General features: G+C 63.3%; 19 protein-coding genes. 9 read left to right on the forward strand and 10 right to left on the reverse strand.

Going from position 1 to position 20,891, the window contains the following annotated elements:
* Positions 1-10: 10 nt before the first annotated feature.
* The 3 genes from GLW01_RS04605 to GLW01_RS04615 are packed head-to-tail and all read right to left on the reverse strand — an operon-like array spanning position 11 to position 2,649.
* On the reverse strand, positions 11-799 hold the full coding sequence (locus GLW01_RS04605; RefSeq protein WP_160898284.1) for a CbbQ/NirQ/NorQ/GpvN family protein: 789 nt from the start codon (positions 797-799) through the stop codon (positions 11-13).
* Entirely contained in the window at positions 796-2,151 is a 1,356-nt protein-coding gene (locus GLW01_RS04610) for a cbb3-type cytochrome c oxidase subunit I (protein ID WP_160898285.1), read from the reverse strand. The genes GLW01_RS04605 and GLW01_RS04610 overlap by 4 nt, the downstream gene beginning before the upstream one ends.
* Before the next feature lie 45 nt (positions 2,152-2,196).
* Positions 2,197-2,649: a c-type cytochrome gene (locus GLW01_RS04615; RefSeq protein WP_151441540.1), complete on the reverse strand. Its 453-nt coding sequence runs from the start codon at positions 2,647-2,649 to the stop codon at positions 2,197-2,199.
* Positions 2,650-3,008: 359 nt separating this feature from the next.
* Here GLW01_RS04615 and GLW01_RS04620 point away from each other — a divergent pair, with 359 nt between their 5' ends.
* Positions 3,009-3,761 carry a Crp/Fnr family transcriptional regulator gene (locus GLW01_RS04620; RefSeq protein WP_160898286.1) on the forward strand — a complete coding sequence of 251 codons (753 nt, stop codon included), beginning with the start codon at positions 3,009-3,011 and terminating at the stop codon, positions 3,759-3,761.
* A gap of 39 nt (positions 3,762-3,800) precedes the next feature.
* A complete protein-coding gene (locus GLW01_RS04625; RefSeq protein WP_160898287.1) occupies positions 3,801-4,535 on the forward strand; it encodes a Crp/Fnr family transcriptional regulator in 735 nt (244 codons plus the stop codon).
* A gap of 12 nt (positions 4,536-4,547) precedes the next feature.
* Here the strand turns inward: GLW01_RS04625 and GLW01_RS04630 are convergent, their stop codons facing one another.
* Genes GLW01_RS04630 through GLW01_RS04640 form a run of 3 tightly spaced genes read right to left on the reverse strand, consistent with a single transcriptional unit; the run spans position 4,548 to position 6,557 of the window.
* The gene (locus tag GLW01_RS04630) at positions 4,548-5,027 is read right to left on the reverse strand and encodes an RrF2 family transcriptional regulator (protein ID WP_151441543.1); all 480 of its coding nucleotides are present in this window, start codon (positions 5,025-5,027) and stop codon (positions 4,548-4,550) included.
* Entirely contained in the window at positions 5,027-6,205 is a 1,179-nt protein-coding gene (locus GLW01_RS04635; protein ID WP_160898288.1) for an NnrS family protein, read from the reverse strand. Before GLW01_RS04635 ends, GLW01_RS04630 begins: the two co-directional genes overlap by 1 nt.
* Entirely contained in the window at positions 6,198-6,557 is a 360-nt protein-coding gene (locus GLW01_RS04640) for a YbaN family protein (RefSeq protein ID WP_077531700.1), read from the reverse strand. The genes GLW01_RS04635 and GLW01_RS04640 overlap by 8 nt, the downstream gene beginning before the upstream one ends.
* A gap of 99 nt (positions 6,558-6,656) precedes the next feature.
* Between GLW01_RS04640 and GLW01_RS04645 the strand changes: the two genes are divergently transcribed.
* The 5 genes from GLW01_RS04645 to GLW01_RS04665 all read left to right on the forward strand — a co-directional run bounded on the left by GLW01_RS04645 (position 6,657) and on the right by GLW01_RS04665 (position 12,832).
* Positions 6,657-7,028, forward strand: coding sequence for a SirB2 family protein (locus GLW01_RS04645; RefSeq protein ID WP_160898289.1), 372 nt, complete (start codon positions 6,657-6,659; stop codon positions 7,026-7,028).
* A 149-nt stretch (positions 7,029-7,177) separates the two neighbouring features.
* Positions 7,178-8,518 carry an MFS transporter gene (locus GLW01_RS04650; RefSeq protein WP_160898290.1) on the forward strand — a complete coding sequence of 447 codons (1,341 nt, stop codon included), beginning with the start codon at positions 7,178-7,180 and terminating at the stop codon, positions 8,516-8,518.
* A 65-nt stretch (positions 8,519-8,583) separates the two neighbouring features.
* Positions 8,584-10,188 (forward strand): MFS transporter, encoded by a 1,605-nt coding sequence (locus GLW01_RS04655; RefSeq protein WP_160898291.1) that lies wholly within the window; start codon positions 8,584-8,586, stop codon positions 10,186-10,188.
* Between the two features lie 121 nt (positions 10,189-10,309).
* Complete coding sequence (locus GLW01_RS04660; RefSeq protein ID WP_160898292.1) at positions 10,310-11,272, forward strand: NAD(P)-dependent alcohol dehydrogenase; 963 nt, start codon at positions 10,310-10,312, stop codon at positions 11,270-11,272.
* A gap of 6 nt (positions 11,273-11,278) precedes the next feature.
* Positions 11,279-12,832, forward strand: coding sequence for an MBL fold metallo-hydrolase (locus GLW01_RS04665; RefSeq protein WP_160898293.1), 1,554 nt, complete (start codon positions 11,279-11,281; stop codon positions 12,830-12,832).
* A gap of 2 nt (positions 12,833-12,834) precedes the next feature.
* On the opposite strand, the gene GLW01_RS15785 is transcribed toward GLW01_RS04665, so the two are convergent.
* Genes GLW01_RS15785 through GLW01_RS04680 form a run of 3 tightly spaced genes read right to left on the reverse strand, consistent with a single transcriptional unit; the run spans position 12,835 to position 15,386 of the window.
* Complete coding sequence (locus GLW01_RS15785) at positions 12,835-13,896, reverse strand: GGDEF domain-containing protein (protein WP_151441550.1); 1,062 nt, start codon at positions 13,894-13,896, stop codon at positions 12,835-12,837.
* Positions 13,897-13,908: 12 nt separating this feature from the next.
* Complete coding sequence (locus GLW01_RS04675) at positions 13,909-14,523, reverse strand: gamma-glutamylcyclotransferase (protein WP_160898294.1); 615 nt, start codon at positions 14,521-14,523, stop codon at positions 13,909-13,911.
* 26 nt (positions 14,524-14,549) lie between these two features.
* Positions 14,550-15,386 (reverse strand): DUF2846 domain-containing protein, encoded by an 837-nt coding sequence (locus GLW01_RS04680; RefSeq protein ID WP_151441552.1) that lies wholly within the window; start codon positions 15,384-15,386, stop codon positions 14,550-14,552.
* A 220-nt stretch (positions 15,387-15,606) separates the two neighbouring features.
* Between GLW01_RS04680 and GLW01_RS04685 the strand changes: the two genes are divergently transcribed.
* The gene (locus GLW01_RS04685; protein WP_160898295.1) at positions 15,607-16,731 is read left to right on the forward strand and encodes an efflux RND transporter periplasmic adaptor subunit; all 1,125 of its coding nucleotides are present in this window, start codon (positions 15,607-15,609) and stop codon (positions 16,729-16,731) included.
* Complete coding sequence (locus GLW01_RS04690) at positions 16,661-19,756, forward strand: efflux RND transporter permease subunit (protein WP_202405562.1); 3,096 nt, start codon at positions 16,661-16,663, stop codon at positions 19,754-19,756. The genes GLW01_RS04685 and GLW01_RS04690 overlap by 71 nt, the downstream gene beginning before the upstream one ends.
* A 69-nt stretch (positions 19,757-19,825) precedes the next feature.
* Here the strand turns inward: GLW01_RS04690 and proX are convergent, their stop codons facing one another.
* The gene (proX, locus tag GLW01_RS04695) at positions 19,826-20,854 is read right to left on the reverse strand and encodes a glycine betaine/L-proline ABC transporter substrate-binding protein ProX (RefSeq protein WP_160898296.1); all 1,029 of its coding nucleotides are present in this window, start codon (positions 20,852-20,854) and stop codon (positions 19,826-19,828) included.
* Positions 20,855-20,891: the final 37 nt, after the last annotated feature.

The following is a 20,891-nucleotide window of genomic DNA, read 5'->3' on the forward strand; positions in this document are numbered from 1 at the left end:
TGGCGTCTCCTCAGCCCCCGAAAGTGGCCCTTATGGTTTCCATCAGCCCTTCACGCACGTCGGTATCGTCACTCAGTGGCTCCACCAGCGTCGCGCGGCAGGCCTGCAGCACCGGCATGCCGGCCTGCATCAGTCGGGCGCAGTAGACCAGCAGGCGGGTGGAGACCGCCTCCTCCAGGTCCTGCCCTTTGAGCTCCCGCAGGCGCACGGCAAGGTTCACCAGGGCCCTGGCCCGTTCCCGGGCCAGATCGCTCTCGTGCACCACGATGGCCAGCTCCTGCTCCGGCGGCGGGAAGTCCAGCTCCAGCGCCACGAAGCGCTGGCGGGTGCTGGGCTTGAGCGACTTGAGCACATGCTGGTAGCCGGGGTTGTAGGAGGCGACCATCATGAAGTCCTCCGGGGCCTCCAGGGTTTCGCCGGTGCGGTCCAGGGGCAGCACCCGACGGTCGTCGGTCAGCGGGTGCATGACCACCGTCACGTCCTTGCGGGCCTCCACCACCTCGTCCAGGTAGCACAGGCCGCCGTGGCGAACGGCCCGGGTCAGTGGCCCGTCTGTCCAGACGGTCTCACCGCCCTGCAGCAGGTAACGACCGGTCAGATCAGAGGCCGTGAGGTCGTCATGGCAGGCGACTGTCTGCAGTGGCAGCCCCAGACGCGCCGCCATGTGGCTGACAAAGCGCGTTTTGCCGCAGCCGGTCGGGCCCTTGAGCAGGAGCGGGAGCTTACGGTGGAACGCATACTCGAAGAGCTCACGTTCGTGGCCGACCGGTTCGTAGTAGGGCGCTTCGACGGCGCTCATTGGCTGCTCCCGTTACCGTTGCCGCCTTTGACATGGGCTGGGAGCTGCTCACGGGCCGGTCCGAAGATGGCGATCAGGAACAGAACGACACCCAGCGCCACGGCGGTACCCGAGCCAAGCCGCATGATGAAGAAAATATCCAGCTGGTTCTGAACCGTCATGAAGTCCTCGCCCAGCACCCGCTGCATATGGGTCTGGACCACCCCGGCAAAGGTGAGAGTGAAGGTCATGAAGCACATGCCACCGACCATGATCCAGAACGACCACATGTTCATGATCTGGTTGTAGGGCTGGAGCCGGCGCAGCTGGGGCATGGCATAGCTGATGATGGCCATGTTGAGCATCGCGTAGGCACCGAAGAAGGCCAGGTGCCCGTGCGCCGCCGTGATCTGGGTGCCATGGGTGTAGTAGTTGACCCAGGACAGGGTATGCATGAAGCCCCAGACCCCGGCCCCGAAGAAGGAAACCACCGCGCAGCCGAGGGTCCAGAGCATGGCCGCCTTGTTCGGGTGTTCCCGGGAGCCCTTCCAGAACATGTAGAAGGCGAACATCACCATGGCGAAGAACGGAATGACCTCCATGGTGGAGAAGATGTTGCCGATGGGCTGCCAGTAGCCGGGGGTGCCCAGCCAGTAGTAGTGGTGGCCGGTGCCAAGCAGGCCGGAGAACAGCACCAGGCCCACGATCACGTACAGCCACTTTTCGATGATCTCGCGGTCCACGCCGGTCATCTTGATCAGCAGGTAGGCGAGGATGGAGGCCATGATCAGTTCCCAGACGCCCTCGACCCAGACGTGCACGATCCACCACCACCAGAGCTTGTCCTGGGCCAGGTTGTCCGGTTCGTAGAAGGCGAACATCCAGAAGATGGCCGCCAGCCACAGCCCCAGCAGCAGTACAGTGGAGACCGACGTGCGCCGGCCCTTCATGACCGTACGGGTGTTGTTGTACAGGAACATCAGGAACGAGATGGTCAGCAGGATCTTCACATAGACCGGCTGCTCCAGGTAGTGGCGGCCCCCATGGATCCCGAACTGGTAGCCGATCAGCGCCGCGGCACCGGCACCGGCGAAGATCGCGAGCTGGATGTAGGCCATGGTCGGTGAGTGGAGCTCAGTCTCGGCCTCTTCCGGCAGCAGGTAATAGGTGGCGCCGAAAAAGCCGATCAGCAGCCAGACCAGCAGCAGGTTGGTGTGGCTCATGCGCATGATGTGGAAGGGCATGGCCTCGGAAAGGAATTCGGGCATGACATAGACGGTCGCCGCCATCAGCCCGAAACAGATCTGCAGCGCGAACAGCGCCATGGCCACCGCGAAGAACGGCAGGGCCACTTTCTGGGTTTCATACTTCATCGGTTCTCTCCCTGGATGAACGGACGGAGTGGATTGCGGGCATGGTCAGCCGGACTTGTGCGGTGGCCAGTCGTGGGTGTCGATACCGTCCACCCACTTGAAGAAATCCACCAGGTGGTCCAGCTCCTGTTCGTTGAGGTTGAACTGCGGCATCTGTCGGCGCCCCGGCGCCTCGATGGGCTGGGCTTTCATCCACCCCTTGATGCCCGCCCTGGCGGCTTTCGGATTCTCGCGCCCGCCGTAGCGGTGCCAGACGTTGGACAGTTCGGGCCCGAAGTAGGCCCCTTCGCCCATGATGGTGTGGCAGTTGATGCAGGAGTGCTCCTCCCAGACCTCCTTGCCGGCGATGACGTCCTCATCCAGCTTGTCGCTGTTGGTCGAGGTGGTACTCATGTAGATATGGGTATGGATGGTCAGGCCGGCGAAGATCAGGAAGAAGATCGTCGAGCCTCCATAGAAGATGTTGCGCGCGGCGTTTCGGGTCAGTCCCTCGGACATGGGCGTGTCCTCCCGGTCATGGCTTTGGGGTCTGCACGGCGGTTCCGTGACTGGTGTGATTATCCGGGCTGACTTTAAAGATGTAAAACATATAAATCAATAATGGGATTCTGGTGTCTGCTCATGGCGAGCCCGCCGTAGACCATTCGCATGATCCAGCTGTGAATGGAAAATCCGAGGATTGCGGCCAGCCTCTCTCTGATTTAAGATGCATATTAAATAATTCTTTAAGCTGGCGGTGCAGCATGGGACCCACAGGGAGTACCACCTAAGGGGCGCAGCCTGAACGGCCGGGAGTTTGTAATATGTCAAGGCATAACACCCCCACAGCGAACAACCGTCAAACCGAGGAGGCTGCCGTGACATCCTGTGACGCGATCAAACTGGCCGATGTAACCCATGCGAAGCTGGCAGACCCCCTGCTGTGCCCGCGCCTGGAGCACTGCGCCATCCACCGGCACCCATTCTTCCAGGATCTGGGCGATCAGGATCTGGCCAGCCTGTGCCAGCGCAGCCGCCTGCATACTCTGGAGGCGGGAGAGATGCTTTGCCGCGAGGGGGACAGAGCGGAGCGGTTCTTCATTGTGCTTTCCGGTTCCGTGAAGCTGTTCCGGGTCACTGACCAGGGCAGCGAGCGCGTTCTGGGCAGTGCCGGCGCGGATGAGGTGCTTGCGGAGGTTGCGGCCTGCTCACCGGATGGGCGCTACCCCTGGTATGCCCAGAGCCTGGAGCCCACCCGGGTCCGCTCGTTCAGTGGTGCTCTGCTGCGGGAGATGGTGGCCGGTCGTTCCGATTACATGATGAACGTGATGCGCTACGTGGCGGCGGCCATGTCCCAGACAGTGGAGGAGCGCACCATTCTGACGGCGCAGAACGCCCGGGAGCGGCTGGTCCAGTATCTGCTCAGCCTGGTTCCGGGCGCGGACCGGCGCAACACCGGGGTGGTAGTGGAACTGCCTCTGCCCAAGGGGCTCCTGGCCTCGCAGCTGGCCATGCAGCCTGAGACCCTGTCCCGTGTGCTCAAGGAGCTGCGTAACCGCGGGCTGATCCAGGTTGCCCAGCGTCAGGTCACCCTCCTGGACAGGGCGGGACTGCAGGAATTCGTGGGATAGGCCCAGGCCTTCACCGGGAAACAGAGTGAGTTGGAGTGAATGCAGGAGACACGGATCCGGAACGATGAAGCGCAACGCCTGCGTGAGCGGCTGCTCGCGTACAGCCCGTTCCGGAGCCTGTCCCGGCGTGAGCTTGATAACCTGATCGGAGCGACGGTGCGGCTGGAAACCCGCGCCGGAGAACTGCTGTTCAGTGAGGGGCAGTCAGCCCATTACTGTGGGGTGGTCGACAGCGGCCAGATTGCCGGTGTGCGCTACACCGAGAATGGTGACGAGAAGTTCTTCTGCACCCACGGCCCCGGGCGTCTGGTGGCGCTGACGGCCGCGTTTCTCAATGGCAGTGGCTACATCATGAGTTACCGGGCGACGCTGCGCAGTCGGGTGTTCGGGGTCCCGGCGCGCCAGCTGCGAGCCCTGGCCGAGGCCAACGGTCCCTTCGCTTCCCGCCTTCTGGAACAGACCAGTGAACGGCTTCAGAGCTCCTTCAACCAGGTGGATTTCTTCACGGCCAGTTCCGCCGAACAGCGGGTGGCCGCCTTCCTGCTGCAGCTCCATGAGGAGCAGGAAAGCCGTGAGATCCGCCTGCCATGCCGCCAGAAGCAGGTGGCCCTGATGCTCGGTGTCCGTGAGGAGACAGTCTCCCGGGTGCTCAATGACTTCCGGCGCGAGGGGATCCTGGCGCCGGAGCGCAGCCCTATCGGGCTCAGGGATCTGGATTTCCTGGAGCGGCTGGTGGGCGAGCAGTACGGCGGGCTGAGATTCGGCGCACTCTGAACAGGCCGGTCTTCAGGTTCCCGGCCTGCTGTTGAGAGCCGGCGTCGGCTCGCCTTCCAGTGTCAGCGCCAGGTGCTGTCGCAGTTTCTGGGCCCGTGGTGAGGTGACATCCTCCAGGCTGTAACCGTCCAGAACCTTCAGGAACGCCCCCAGGGCCTCATCCAGCACGAACTTCAGCTGGCAGCTGGGCGTGATCACGCACTGGTTATCACATCCGAAGCATTCCGCGATTTTCAGATCCGGCTCCATGGTGCGGACCAGATCCCCCAGCATGATCCGTTCGGGCGGCAACGCCAGGCGCAGGCCACCGCCCTTGCCGCGGATGGTTTCCAGGTAGCCGTGGCGTTGCAGCTCATGGGCCACCTTCATCAGGTGGTTGCGGGAGATGCCGTAGGCATTGGCAATCTCGCGGATGGTGCCCAGCTGGCCGTCGCGCAGTGCCAGGAACATGAGCATGCGCACGGCGTAGTCGGTGTGGCGCGTCAGTCGCATCAGCCAGGCCTCCCGTCAACGCGTGGCCGCACAAGGATGCCCGTGTAGCGGAACAGGAAGAGCCCGAAGGCGATCATCCACAGCAGGGCGCTGACACTGATGCCCGTCTGCCAGGCCATGCCGCCGGCGCCGGTGACGACCCGGATCAGGGCTCCCAGGTGGATCATTACGAAAGCAGTGACCATACCGCCCGGCAGAACCAGTGTGCGACCGGTATGGCCCAGCACCACGCGGCTGATTACGCCCAGAATGAGTCCGCCCATGGCGCCCAGGCCGGTGGCGTGGACCCAGACCGTCTCGGGTATGGCGTTAAAGCGGCTGGCTGCGAGAAGCCAGAGCGCTACTGGAATCCACAGCAGCGACAGGTGCAGGATCCACAGCAGCGGTTCACGGGCTACCCGCCATCCGCGCCAGAGCAGGATGCGGACCAGTGCCACGGTTCCGGCCACCAGTGCCAGGATGCCCGTAACCGGGTCAGGCAGTACGAGCACACTCAGGAAGGTCAGTGCCATCACACCCAGAACCAGTTTCTCCAGCCAGGGAATGATGGTGATGCCGTCAGTAGAGAGCCCCCGGGTCCGCAGCCAGCCCATGGAGAAGTTGGGGGTGATGCGGCCTCCAATGATCAGCATCAGTGTCATGGCCATGAGCAGGGCACCGTCGAGGGCAGTGCCGCTGCCGCTGATGAGAAAGGTCGCCTGCATCAGCCAGAGCCCGAGGAGAACCAGCAGTATCGGGATCTGGCGCGGCTGGCGTGCCCGCCACACACGCATCCCCGCATCCAGCATGAGCAGCGGCAGGAACAGCAGGTTCACGCCGATGACCAGCCACTCAGGCAGCGATTCCCCGAGCGTGATCACCAGCCTCCCCATGAGCCAGACGCCCCAGAGCCCCGCCAGCGGCCAGCCATGGGTGCGCGTGGTGCCCGTCCAGACACAGACCGCGGTCAGCAGGAAACCGGCAATGGCGGCCTGCAGCCAGGCAAAGACCATCTCGTGCTGGTGCCAGGCCAGTGCCGGAATTGCCAGCGGCAGGTCCAGCCGCCCGGTGACGGCGCCCACCCAGAGTGGGACAATCACCACAGCCTGCACGGCCAGTGACAGAAAGAAGATACGGAAGGGGTAGCTGAACAGCGTGACAGGGGACAGGGGGGGTGGCGAGTTGAGCGGTTCAGCCATCGGGTCGACTCCATAGCCAGATCGTGACGCACAGCAGGAACGGTGGCAGCACCCAGCGCAGCAGCTCCGGCGCCGGCGAGACCACCAGCATGGTCACGCTGATGGCGATCAGCACGGAGGCGGCCCATTTCGCTCTTCTGGGCACGGCCCGCTGTTCACGCCAGGCCCGGATGGAGGGGCCGTAGCGCGGATGGTCCAGCAGGCGCTGTTCCAGTTCCGGCCAGCCATGACTCCCCGCCCAGGCGGCCACCAGCAGGAAGGGCACCGTGGGCAGGCCCGGAAGGGCTACCCCCAGGGCGCCCAGGAGCACCGCCAGGGACGCGAGCAGGCGCCAGAACGCTTTGAAGAGCATCAGACAGTCCGTCATTGTGCTGCTGCCATATCGCATGACAGAGTCAGTGTAACCCAGTTAAGATATATTTTAAATAAATCTTAGTGTCCGGGGTCGACTATGGAGTTCTATCACATCGTCAAGGGTGTGCACATGCTGGCCGCCTATACCACCGCAGCCCTGATGCTGCTGCGCCTGGGGCTGGATGCGGCTGGTCGGCCGGGCTGGCGGGGTACACCGCTGCGCTGGGTTCCCCACCTTAATGATACCGCCCTGCTGGCCGCCGCACTGGGGCTGCTGGCCCTCAGCGGCTGGATGCCGTTCGTTCACCACTGGCTGACCGGCAAGGTGATCCTGCTGGTAGGCTACATCCTGGCCGGCAAGTGGGCACTGGATCAGACGCGGCCGACCGGGGTAAGGGGTATGGCGGCGCTTGTGGCACTGGTTCAGCTTGCAGCGATCTTTGCGCTGGCCATCCTGAGGCCGCTTTGATCTACCTCAACTTTTCCGGTTCTACCCCTATATGGGTAACTTCCTGATTATTTGGAAATAAACCTGTAGTTAAAATGCTCCTTATCTGGTTACTCTGTGCCCGAAGGTCACAAAGTACAGTGTGACCGCCGATCGAACAGGAGCTGACGATGCTGAGTGAACACGATTACGACCCACCGCGAGCCCATAAGGCACTCGCATTTTCCACGCTTGCCTTCACCACGTGTTTCGCGGTCTGGACCATCTTTTCCGTGATCGGGGTGAAAATCAAACAGGATCTTGGACTATCCGACACGCAGTTCGGGCTCCTGGTGGCGACACCGGTTCTGACCGGTTCCATAAGCCGGATTTTCCTTGGCATGTGGACCGAGCGCTTTGGTGGACGGCTGGTCTTCACGATCCTGATGCTGGCCACGTCCGTGGCAGTCTTCCTCCTTTCAACAGTGACAACCTATGGCCTCTTTCTGGTTGCTGCTCTGGGCATTGGTCTGGCCGGCGGCTCTTTCATCGTCGGGATTGCCTACACCTCGGAGTGGTACGACAAAAAACACCAGGGAACAGCCCTCGGCATTTTTGGAGCCGGTAACGTTGGTGCCGCTGTCACCAACTTCGGAGCGCCCTTTCTGGTAGTGGCCCTTGGCTGGGAAATGACGGCCCAGGTCTATGCCGCCATTCTTGCCGGCATGGCCGTGCTCTTCTGGTTCATGACCGAGAATGACCCGCGTCTCAAGCGTCGGGTCGAAGAGGGCACGCAGCCCATGCCGGTGAAGGAGCAGCTGGCTCCGCTGAAGAAGCTTCAGGTCTGGCGCTTCTCGCTCTACTACTTCTTTGTCTTTGGTGCCTTTGTGGCCCTCGCTTCATGGCTGCCGAACTACTACGTCAGCGTCTACGACCTCAGCCTGGAACAGGCAGGCATGCTCGCCGCGCTCTACGCGCTTCCGGCCTCAGTATTCAGGGCCCTGGGAGGCTGGATGTCCGACAGGATCGGCGCCCGTGCGGTGATGTACTGGACCTATGGCGTTTCCCTGCTCTGCCTCTTTGTTCTGAGCTACCCCCAGACCCGCTACGTCATCCAGGGCATTGATGGGCCCATTGAATTCGCCTTTGGCGTACCGCTGGCAGTTTTCGCACTGATTACTGTCGTGCTCGGGTTTGTCATGTCGCTCGGCAAGGCAGCAGTCTACAAGCACATCCCGGTTTACTACCCCGATCACGTGGGGTCCGTGGGCGGTCTTGTGGGGATGATCGGTGGCCTCGGTGGTTTCTTCCTGCCGATCATCTTCGGCGTACTGAATGACGTGCTGGGTGTCTGGACAAGCTGCTTCATGCTGCTCTTCCTTCTGGTGCTGGTCTCGCTGCTGTGGATGCACGGTGCCATCGTACGCATGGAGCGTCGCCGCCACCCGGAGCGTGGAGAAGAGGAAAGCGCCCGCTACCTCCCGGAAATCCAGCTTGATTACGGGCGTGAGGGCAATGCCGCAAAAAGCTGAGACAGAAGCGGGAGGTCGAGCCTCCCGCGGAACCCGATTCATACAGATAGATACGGAGCCTTGTTATGGGTGAAATCAATAAGTGGGATGTGGAAGACCCAGACTTCTGGGAGTCAAAGGGTAAGAAAGTCGCCAACCGCAACCTGTGGATTTCCATCCCGAGTCTGCTGTGCGGTTTTGCGGTGTGGCTCTACTGGGGGATCATCACGGTCCAGATGGACAATCTGGGCTTCCCGATCCCCAAGGAAGAACTCTTCACACTGACGGCCATCGCTGGCCTGACCGGTGCCACACTGCGGATTCCCAGCAGCTTCTTCATCCGCATTGCGGGTGGTCGTAACACCATCTTCTTTACCACGGCCCTGCTCATGATTCCGGCCATCGGAACGGGCCTGGCCCTTCAGAGTAAGGAAACCCCGCTCTGGGTCTTCCAGATCCTGGCTTTCCTCTCTGGTATCGGCGGCGGCAACTTCGCCTCCTCCATGTCGAACATCAGCTTTTTCTTCCCCAAGAAGAAACAGGGCCTTGCCCTGGGGCTCAATGCCGGGCTGGGTAATGCCGGTGTTACGACCATGCAGATCCTGGTGCCGCTGTTCATGACCATCGGTGTCTTCGGTGGCGCTCCCATGATCCTGGAAAACGGTTCCGGCACCCTGATCGGCAAGATTCCCGCCGGCAGTGAGACCTTTATCCACAATGCCGGTTATGTCTGGTTGCTGTTCCTGATTCCGCTGGCCTTCGCGGGCTGGTTTGGTATGGACAATATCCGGACCGAGGGCGTATCGCCGAACATCGGCAGTCCGCTGAGCGCGTTTGGCAAGATCACGGGGATGCTGCTGATCGGCTTCTTCACCGCCGCCGTCGGTCTCTACATCATCCTTCCCGCCCCGGTTGGACTGGGTACCCCGGACTGGGTGAAGTGGCCGGTCATTGCGGGCATTCTGTTCACAACGGTGATGCTTCTGAAGCTGATTCCGGGTGAGATCAAGCCGAATCTCCAGCGCCAGTTCAAGATCTTCTCGAACAAGCACACCTGGATCATGAGCCTCATCTACACCATGACCTTTGGCAGCTTCATCGGCTTCTCGGCGGGCTTTGCGCTGGCGATCAAGGTCATCTTCGGCTATCAGCACATCATGGTGGATGGCGTCATGACGCATGACACGGCTAATCCTGCCGGTCCGTCCGCATTGATGTACGCCTGGATGGGCCCCTTCATCGGCGCGCTGATTCGACCTGTTGGCGGCTGGATCGCGGACAAGGTAGGGGGTGCACTGGTCACCGGCATCGTGGCGGTGGTGATGATCGCCAGCTCCCTGGGGGTGGCCTACTACATGCAGCTGGCCTATGCCTCGCAGACACCGCAGGAATTCTTCATGCCCTTCCTGCTGCTGTTCCTGCTGCTTTTTGCGGCAACTGGAATCGGTAACGGGTCGACATTCCGGACCATCGCCCAGGTATTCAACACTGAACAGGCTGGTCCGGTTCTGGGATGGACATCCGCCGTAGCGGCCTATGGCGCTTTCATCATTCCCAAGGTTTTCGGGGAACAGATCAAGGCGACCACCCCGGAGAATGCGCTGTACGCCTTCGCGGTTTTCTACGCCGTCTGCCTGGTGGTGAACTGGTGGTACTATCTGGGGCCGAAAGCCGAGTACCGCAATCCGTGACGACAAAGGGGGCAGTGCTCGGGCCCCCGGAAATAGTATGGGCCTGTAAATACAGAGGAAAACTGGCTGGTTGACGGCTACAATGGCGTAAAGTCCGTGTCTCTGGTCAGGGAGCGCCACCATGAAAGCCATCATCTACAGGGCCTATGGACAACCCAATGTGCTGGAATGGGTGGATGACTGGCCGGAACCGGCAGTTGGTCCCGGCCAGGTCCAGGTGCGTGTCCGGGCGGGTGGTCTGAATCCCAAGGATGTGCTGCTGCGCAAGGGGATGTTCAGCACCTTCCTGCGATTCCTTGACCGCGAACCCCTGCCGCGGGTCAGCGGTCTGGATATGGCCGGGGAGATCTCCCGAATCGGGGACCGTGTCCGGGGCCTGGAAGTAGGGCAGCCGGTATTCGGTATGAGCAACCGTTTCCACGGTGGCGTCCATGCTGAGTACGCGGTGCTGGAGGCGGATGAGGTGGCTCCCTGTCCGGAGGGGCTGTCCTTTGCCGAGGCCTCGGCCATTCCTCTGGCCGGCCTCACCGCCCTGCAGGCGCTGCGCGACTGCGCCGGTGTCCAGCCGGGGCAGCGGGTTCTGATCAATGGCGCCAGCGGTGGCGTTGGCCACTTCGCGGTGCAGATTGCCCGCAATCTCGGTTGCCATGTCACCGCCGTGTGCAGTGAGCGTAACCTGAAGTTCGTGAGTGATCTGGGGGCGAACGAGGCTGTGGACTACCAGCAGACATCGGCCCCCGCCATTCCCGGCCCCTTTGATGCGGTGTTCGATGTCTTCGGCAATTACCGGGTCGGTGACTTCAGCGACACGCTGGTGCGGGGCGGGCGCTATGTGAACACCATTCCCAGCGGTCACAGCCTGCCTGCAGAAGGGTTGGCCCGGCTGGGTCTCCAGAAGCGCAACCGGCTTGTGATCGTGCATTCCAATCGCGCGGACCTGGACGTGCTGCGCCAGTGGGTGAATGAGGGTCGGCTCAGGGTGCACGTGGACGAGATTTATCCCTTCTATCATGCCGAGGATGCCCACCGTCACATTGAAACCCGGCATACCCGGGGCAAGGTAGCGATGGAGGCGACCTGCTGAGTGGCCATGACTGAGATACGTGAAGCAGCGACCCTGGTGCTGGCGCGTGATGGCGCCGGTGGCCCGGAGGTACTGCTGTTGCGTCGTACCAGGGACGCGGTCTTCCTGCCGGGGTTCGATGTGTTTCCGGGCGGGGCGGTCAGTGATCTGGATGGGGCCTTGGTGGATCGCACCACAGCGCTCAGGGAGTGCTTTGAGGAAGCGGGCGTTCTGGTGGTCCGGGACGATGCCGGAGGGCTGACCACGCATACAGTGCCGGAGCTCGATGAACGGCGGCGGCTGGATGCCGGCGAGCAGTCGCTGGCCGATTACTGCGGGCGCGCCGGGCTGACGCCCGCCGCGGATGGACTCTTCTATCTGGGGCGTTGGATCACGCCCCCAGGGCCCCCGCGGCGTTTTGATACCCGCTTCTTCCTGGCGCCAGTGCCGGCGGGACAGACCGCCTGGCCGGATGGTACGGAAACCACCGAGGCCTTCTGGCTGACACCGGAGCAGGCTCTGGAGGAGCATGGCCGTGGTGAGCGCCTGCTGGTGCCGCCGACACTGGGCACGCTGAGGCAGATCCGGGGATTCCGGAGCGTCGCCGATCTGGTTGCATCAATGGCGTATCTGGTTCCCTATGAAGCGCCGGCAGAGGACTGGCCGATCCGCAATAGCAGCCTGGCTGCCGGAGCGGCAGGATACGACGAGGCCCGTTTCCTGGACCCCGCAGCCGGTGGGCACACGACCGGACGCATCGAACCGGGCGAGGCGGTTGCGATCACTCCGGCCATCACCCGCCTGACTGCTCCCAACCCGGGTGTCATGACAGGGCCGGGCACGAACACCTACATCCTGCGTACGGACGAGGAGATGCTGGTGGTGGATCCGGGGCCGGATGATGGCGCTCATGTTGAGGCCATCCTCGCTGCCACCGGGGGGCGTATCGACCGCATACTGCTCACCCACACGCATCTGGATCACACACCGGCCAGCCATCGGCTGCGCGAACGCACTGGCGCCCGGCTGGTGTTCCGGCGCCCTGCAGGAGGCCTGGCGCATCACGACTACGATCTTGCGCCGGATCATGAGCCAGCAGACGGGGATTACCTGGTACCGGGGCTGAGGGTGCTGAGTACACCCGGGCATGCTGCTAATCATCTGGCGTTCCTGTGGGAACCGGATGGGCTACTGCTGGCCGGGGATCTGGTGATGCAGTCCTCCACAGTGGTCATTGACCCGCCGGACGGGCATCTGGGGGATTATCTGGCCACGCTGCGGCGTCTTCTGGATGAGCCGGTGGCGTATCTGCTGCCGGGGCATGGCCAGCTGATGGCCGATCCCTGGGCGGTGTTCGATTATCTGATCACCCACCGCCATCGCCGCGAGCACAAGGTTCTGGACTGCCTGGCCGAGGCGCCGGAAGGTATTGAGACGGAAGCATTGCTGCCCCGGGTCTATGACGACGTGCCGGCGGCTATCCATCCGGTGGCTGCGCGCTCACTGGAAGCCCACCTGGAGAAACTGGTGGATGAGGGGCGGGTTCAGCGCTCGGGATACTGGGTTCGGCTCGTGAGCTGAGATCAGCCGGCGGGCTGTTCACGGTCGCTGGCGATTATGACACAGTCACGGCCTCTCTCCTTGGCCTGATAGAGCGCATCATCCGCACGCTTCAGCCAGTCCTCCCAGCTTTCATCCGCTCCCAGGTGAGCCGCGCCAAAGGAGGCGGTGACGGGACCATCGGGACTTCTCAGGGTGGACCGGATCTTCTGGCGCAGGCCCTGGACCACGGCGCTCATGCCGTCAGAGTCCACGCCCGGCATGAGCAGCACGAATTCTTCGCCGCCAAAGCGGAACAGCTGATCGCTCTGGCGGGTATTGCGTTCCACCATCCTGGCCAGGTTGACCAGGATCTCGTCACCCAGGCCATGGCCGTGCTTGTCGTTGATGGCCTTGAAGTGGTCCAGGTCCAGCATGACCAGGGCATAGGGGGTTTCGGTGCGGCTGGCGGTGGAGGCGGCCAGCTGCAGGGCATCATCCATGGAGCGGCGGTTGCGTATGCCGGTGAGCGGGTCGCGGCGGGCCAGAACGGCCATTTCCTTGCGTTGTTGCTGGTTACGGATCGCGAAGATGAAGGCGCAGGCGCTGACCACCGTGGCCGTGGCAAAGTAGGCCCACAGGCTCTCTCCCGAGGGCAGGGAGGTGCCATGGATGATGATGGCCACGACCATGGCGGTATTGAGACTGATGGCGATGATCGGCCGTGTAAGGAAGAAGCTGGCCACCAGTATAGGGTAGCTCCAGAGGTGCCCCACTTCCGGCAGAATGGAGCCGATGACCGCCCCCGCAACACAGCAGAAGACCGCCAGCGCGAACCCCGTCCTCTCCGTATCGCCGGACAGCCACGCATAGATCACGCTGCTGAGGATTCCGAAGGAAATCAGTGAATCGGCAGCGCCGGCGAGGTAATTGGTTTCCAGGAACCGGTAGACGCCAAAAGGAATAATGCCGAACAGGGCGGCCGCGCCCAGCAGCGTAATGATCGAGAGCTGGAAATCAGTGCGCAGTCGCCTTGTGGCAACGGCAAGCGCGGGTTCGGCTAGGCTCGCGTCCCTGACGGGTCTGTTCTTGTCATTATCGGACACGTGATTGACTCATCAGGTCTCAGGGGACTGGCTGTAACTATAGGCGGGTTTATTGTCCCCATCAAGGACAGCCCTGAGATGGCGTTCAATCGCATACACATGCGGATCATCCACGCCCATGGCCCGCAGCGCTTCCGCCAGTTCGAGCACATAGTCGCTGTTGGGTCCGCTCGGCCCTTCGGAAGCGGCTACGTGCCGTGCAATGGCGGCTTCTGTAGCCGGCCCCAGCCAGGCAGCATTGTCTTCGGTGGCGATGTAGACAAGGCCCTCTGCGTCGCTGCCATCGTCCAGCCTGAGAGAGCGGATCAGGCGCAGATAGCCATTTTTCTCGCGTACATCCAGCTGTTCAAAAACATCCGGTGTCACCCGGTATGCCAGGCCAGTGCAGGAGGCCTGGGCATCGGCAATCAGGGTTGCGACGCGCCCGGGGCTGTCGGGGGTGCCGCGGTGGTCGTGGGAGCCCTGCCAGAAACGTCGCTTCCAGCCCTGGATGGTGGCCGGCCGCGTCTCGATATAGTCAAAGCCCGCCTTGTAGATCAGTGACCCGTACCCGAAAAGCCATACGGGGCGGCCGTCCTGCGGAAGCTGGTCTGTGTTGCGGTTAAGGGATATCGTGTTGGCACTCATAACGCCGCCATACTACTGTACGGCGCTCAGAACGGCCACCACCAGTGGCCTTCGCCTTCCTGTGCGGCCAGCCTCTGCTGCCGTTCCCTTTCAAGCTGGCGGAGTTTGCGATCCGTCTCCAGTGGCCGGGAAGGCCCGCCGCCCCAGGGCCAGTACCAGGGAGCGGGCTCGTAATGGCCCTGCTCCTTCATGCGTTCGACCTCCTCTTTACGCTTTTCCATAAGTGCCTTGCGTCGGCGTTGGTAATCCGCCTCGCGGTTGTCCGCCACAATGGAGGTGCCGGCATGGTTGGTGGCGAGCAGCACGCTCTCCATGAAGCGGGTCCGGCGCAGTTCCTTCATGGCGGCTTCCTGCGTAACAAGCCGTGCGGCACCACGGCTCAGGGGATGATCATCGGGCAGGCGCGGGTCCATGGAGTCGGTTTCGCTGACCTCGGAGTAGCGCAGGAAGTAGATCTCGCCCGCCTCCATTGTCAGTTCGGCATCCAGGAGATGGGAGAAGCGGAACCCGATGCCTTCAATCCCGAAGAAGGGGCGGCTCATGTCCAGCTCGCGGGTGCCGGGGAGGATTTCCAGCCAGGTGTAGCCGCCGCTGCGCAGATTCACGTAGTGGTGGCCGTCCACGTAGAAGCTGGGCGCCATGAGCTCCTGGTCGCCCCACTCCGACTGTGGGCGGTAGACATAGAGCAGGGCGTGGTTGTTGCTGTCCCATTTGTGTTTGGGCACGGGACGGAAGCGCTCACCGTCCACATCCCGCAGGAAGGCGCCGGCATCATGGCCGATGGACTGGTGGACCGTACAGCCGCCAAGGCTGAGCAGGGCGATCAGCAGACAAAGGATGCAGGCGCGGGTGTTCATTCCCATGGCAGTCACTCGTGGTGTCCCAGTTCCGGCCAGCAAGGTTACCACCCACGGCAAGCGTGGATCTGAGAGGTGATGCAAGACTTTGGATTCCAGTGGGGCCCGTCATTCAGGTCAGGGAAATCGCCCGGATAGATAGGGTGCTATGGGTTGCCTTCTGTTAAGCTTTCGCGCGGATCGTATGCCAAGCGGTACAACAAGAAAACAGCCGGGAAGCCTGACCATGACTGACCAATGGAAACGACCGCGGGTGCTGGTGGCACTGGCGGTCCTCGCCGTGGCCCTGATCATAATGCGTGCCTGGGCCAGCACACAGACCACCGCGGACGCCAATGACGAACGGTTGCTGCCCGTCAGCACCAGTACGCCCGAGGCCGTGGACAGCTTCCCGCAGGTGACCCGCCACACCGGGCTAGTGGAGCCGCGGCGGGCCAGCACCCTGGCTTTTGAGCCGGAAGGGCGTGTGGCCCGCATCGAGGTCCGGGAAGGGGATGCTGTCACCCAGGGGCAGGTGCTCGCGGTTCTGGATGATCGCCGCCTCAGGGCCTCGCTGAAGGAGGTGGAAGGCGAGATCGCCGCCACCCGGGCCAGCCTGGATCTGGCCCGCCAGGAGGAGGAGCGCCAGCGCAACCTCCGCCGTGATGGCGCCAGTACCCAGCGTGATGTGGATCGGGCCGAGGCGGAACGCCGGCGCCTGGAAGGCCAGCTCCAGGGGCTTGAGGGGCGTCGCGACCGGGTTCAGGCCAATCTGGATGACGCCCGCCTCAGGGCGCCGTTCGATGGCGTTGTGGCCCGCCGGATGGTGGATCAGGGCGATCTGGTCTCGACCGGAACGTCGGCTTTCCGGGTGCTGGACCCCGAAAGCCTGGAGGCCCGCATTGGTATGCCGGCAGGTACGGCAGCGGCCTACAGCAGCGGTGACCGTGTCTCGCTGAGGGTGGGTGACCAATCGCTGGAAGGTACCGTGATCGAGCGGCTTCCGGAGCTGGATCCGGCGAGGCGCACACGCACCCTGCGCGTGGCACTGGATGCTGGCGCCCCGGTTGTTCCGGGGCAGATCGCCCATCTACGCCATGCCACCGAGGTGTCGCAAAGCGGCCATGTCCTGCCTGAATCCGCGCTGACCCGGGCCCGTTCCGGCCTCTGGGCCGTACTGGTCCTGGAACCGGATGGGGAGGAAGCGCACCGGATCAGGCGCGTGAACGTGGAATGGCTCTACAGCCACGATGGGCGGGTTCTGGTCCGCGGCCCACTCGAAGCGGGCATGGAGGTGATCGATGGCGGTACCCACCGGGTTGTGCCGGGCCAGCGTGTGCGCATTGCGGAAGAGGGTGGCGACGGTGATTGAACGGCTGCTGTTCAACCGTCGCCTGCTGGTGATGGCGGTGGGGCTGTTGATTGTCTCGGGGCTGGCGGCCATCCAGACCCTGCCACGCCTCGAGGATCCACGCATCACGGCGCGTAATGCACGGGTTCTCACCACCTTCCCGGGAGCGGACCCGAAACAGGTCGAGGCGCTGGTCACGCAGACGCTTGAAGACGAGATCCGTACCCTCAAGGAGGTCAAGGTGCTCTCGTCCGCCTCCCGACAGGGGGTCTCCAGCATCGCGATTGAGCTCCTCGAGGAGGTGACGGAGGTCGAACCCGTCTGGAGCCGGGTGCGGGACAAGCTGGCGGATGCCCGTCCGGACCTGCCGGACCAGGCATCACGCCCGCGTCTGATTGATGACCGCTTCTACGCCTTCTCCATGGTGATCGCGTTGACGCGTGAGGATCCGGGCATCAGCCACAACGCCCTGGGGCGCCACGCGGAGCGCCTGGAGGAGCGGTTCCGGGCCATGCCGAGCACCGACTACACCAACCTGTTCGGTCGCGCCGCCGAGGTGATCCGCCTGCACGCGGATCCGGCCGAGCTGGCGCAGCTTGGACTGTCCGCCGAGGACATGGCGCGGGGGGTGGCCGGCTCCGATGCCCGTCGTCCCGCGGGTGTTCTGGACAACGGCGAGTCGCGCCGGGCGGTGACGCTGCGGGGGGATTTCGCGGACCTGGAGCGGATCCGGGATGTCACCATCAGCATCGACGAGGGCCAGCGCCTGAAAGTGGGTGACCTGGCGGACGTGGAGCGGGGCGTGGCCGACCCACCGGAACAGCACGCGCTGCTCAATGGCGAGGAAACCATCCTGGTGGGCGCCCGCATGGCCGGTGGTGGCCGTATCGACAGCTGGTCGCAGCAGGCCAGGAGCGTCCTGGATGAGATGCGGGCGGAACTGCCGGACGGGATCGAGACCCGGGTTCTTTTCGACCAGAGCCTCTATACCCAGGAGCGGCTGGAAGGCGTTGTCGGCAGCCTCCTGATGGGGCTGGTCATCGTTGTGGCCCTGCTGTTCCTGACCCTGGGCTGGCGCGGGGCGGCCGCCGTGGGGCTGGCCATTCCCGCGACCATGCTGCTGGTGTTGAGCCTGTTCCGGGTCTTCGGAGTCAATATCCACCAGATCAGCATCACGGGCATTATCGTGGCGATCGGGTTGATCGTGGACAACGCCATTGTGGTGACCAACGCCCTGCGTGAGCGCCTTGGCCAGGGGGATTCCCACACTGAGGCCGTCCGCTGGACGCTGCGCCACTTCGCTGGTCCGCTGTTGGCTAGCACGCTCACCACCATCCTGGCGTTCATGCCGATTGTGCTTATGCCTGGCGGAGCGGGCGAGTTCGTGGGGCCGCTGGCCATTGCGGTGATCCTGGCGCTGATCAGCTCCTACCTGGTGGCGCTGCTGGTGATTCCCGCCATGAGCCCCCTGCTTCTGACCGGGCTGACATCCGCCTCCGCCTCGGGGCCGGGGCGGGCCATGGGCTGGCTGCGTTCCTTCATCGGGATCACACTGCGGCGCCCCGTCATTGCCATAGGCCTGACACTGCTGCTGCCCATCAGCGGCGCCGTGATACTGCCGATGCTGCCGATCAGCTTCTTCCCAGCGGCGGACCGGGACCAGTTCCATATCCAGGTCCGCCTTGAACCCGGCGCCTCGGTGGATCGCGCCCGGAACGTCGCGCAGCGTATGACCCCGGTCATCCGGGATGTTGAAGGGGTGCAGGACGTCTGGATGGTCGCGGGCGGCAACGCGCCCAAGGTCTATTACAACCTGGTGGGGCGTGAGGACAGCAATCCCGCCTTTATCCAGGCCATTGTGGATACTGCCGGGGCAGAGCGGACGATCCCGGCGATCCGGACGCTGCAGAAACGGCTTGATGAGGCCTTCCCTGACGCCCAGACGCTGGTGCGGCGTTATGAACAGGGCCCGCCGGTGGCGGCACCCCTGGAGTTGCGCCTCTATGGCCCGGAACTGCCGGTGCTGGCGGATCTGGGCGAGCGCATCGCCGGTTTCATGCACGCTCTGCCGGAAGTGACCCATGTGCATACCCTGGTCAACCGGGACCAGCCCCGGATTGAGCTGACCCCGGACCAGGAGGAGATCGCGGCGCTGGGACTGGACGCGGAGCGGGTGGCTGGCCAGCTCAACGCCCTTCTCAGCGGGCGTGATGGTGGCTTCATGCTGGAGGAAACGGAACAGATGCCGGTCCAGGTGCGCTACCCGGAGCCCTGGCGCAGTCAGAGCAGTATGCTCGGCAGTGCCCTGATCCGTGGCGGCGAGGGCCGGGGTGGTATCCCGGTGTCGGCCCTGGCGGAGCAGGAGCTGACGCCGTCCTGGCGGCGCATCCAGCGCCGCCAGGGCGAGCGGGTCCAGCTGGTCCGTGGGTACCTTAAGGTTGGGGAACTGGCGCCCACGGTGATGCGGCGCCTTAAAGGCAAACTGGAGGCGGAACTGGATCTGCCTCCCGGGTACCGGCTGGAAACCGGTGGTGAGGCCGAGGAGCGCAACGAGGCCGTCACCCGGCTTCTGAGCTCCGTCGCCATCCTTGTGTTGATGATGGTCGCGGCGGTGGCCCTGACCTTCAATTCCTTCCGGCGGGCGGGGATTGTCTTCTTCAGCGGCGCTCAGGCCTTTGGCCTGGGCCTGCTGGCTCTCGCCCTGGCCGGGCACCCCTTCGGTTTCATCATCATCGTGGGGATCATGGGGCTGGTGGGAGTGGCCATCAACGCCACCATCATCATGATCGCTGCCCTGGACGACGATGACCACGCGCGGGACGGTGATGCCGCCGCCATGGTCGACGTGATCACAGGGCCCACGTTCCGCCACATCGGCTCCACCACCATGACCACCTTTGGTGGTCTGGTGCCCCTGATGGTGGCCGGCGGCACCCTCTGGCCGCCGTTTGCCCAGACCTTCGGCGTGGGGCTTCTGCTTGCGACGGTGATCGCACTGGTGGTGACACCCGCCGCCTACCGGCTGGCCTGCACCCCGGCCCGGTGACCGGGCACAAAAAAGGGGGCTCCGCAGAGCCCCCTTCTTTCTTTTCCGATCCGGTTGGATCGTACTGGCTTACTTGGCCGCTTCGCGCGCCGCCTTCAGCCACTTGTCGACCATGTCGCGGTTCTGATCGATCCACTCAGCGGCCAGGGGCCGGACTTCGTCGTCGTCCAGGTCCTGCTCGCTCATCTTGCCGTCAACCTGACTGATCCACTTCAGCGGTACTTCCGCCTGACGGAACAGTTCCTCAGCGGCCGGGTTCTCCTTGAGGAAGTTGTTGTTGGCGGCAACCTGGATGTCAGCCGCAACGAAGCCCATCTGGATGGGATCGGTTACGGCGCCGGTGATGCCGGAAGCTTTTTCGTTCTCGCTTTCGACAATGCCGGGCGCGTTGACCCACATAACGTCCTCACCCGGTACCAGCTTGAGGATCCAGGCGCTGGGGCCCCAGGTCATGTACAGGGTCGGGTTGCCCTGTTCGATCTGGGACATGGCTTCCGTGAAGTTCGCGGCATAGCCGGCATCCACGTGGTCGATGCGGTCGCCCAGTTCGAACTTGTCGATCATGGCGTTGATGCCTTCGTGGCAACCCCAGCCGGGCGGGCAGCCGTAGAGCTCGGCCTTGCCGTCGTTGTCGTGGTCAAAGGCATTGCGGATCTCTTCGTTTTCCACGATGTCCATGATGCCTGTGATGTCGTACTTCTCAACGGCTTCCTTGTTCACCAGGTAGCCCTGGATGCCGCAGCCCTTGCACAGCGGATCAAAGATGGTGCCATTCTCATCCCAGTTGTCGGGCAGCTGCGGGTTGTGCAGCGGGAACCAGCCGTTGGGCCAGTAGTCCACGTCGCCCTCGCTCATGGCCAGGTAGGCCACCGGGTTCTGGAGGGAAATCGGATCCTGGACGTCGTAGCCCAGCTCGGTCAGCAGTTCCGCATAGACCCAGCTCACCGGAATGGCGGAGGTCCATGTAGCTACAGCCGGCTGGACGCTTACGCCCTCACCGGGCATGGACTTGTGATCGTCGGCCTGGGCACTGAGCGCCAGAGAGCCCACCAGGGCCAGCGCCAGCGCTTTCAGCGAAATGGATTTCAGGCGTTTCATAATACGTTCCTCCGTATTGCTCTTATTTAACTCACAT

The organism is Vreelandella halophila (assembly GCF_009856365.1).
GTDB lineage: Bacteria > Pseudomonadota > Gammaproteobacteria > Pseudomonadales > Oleiphilaceae > Halospina > Halospina utahensis_B.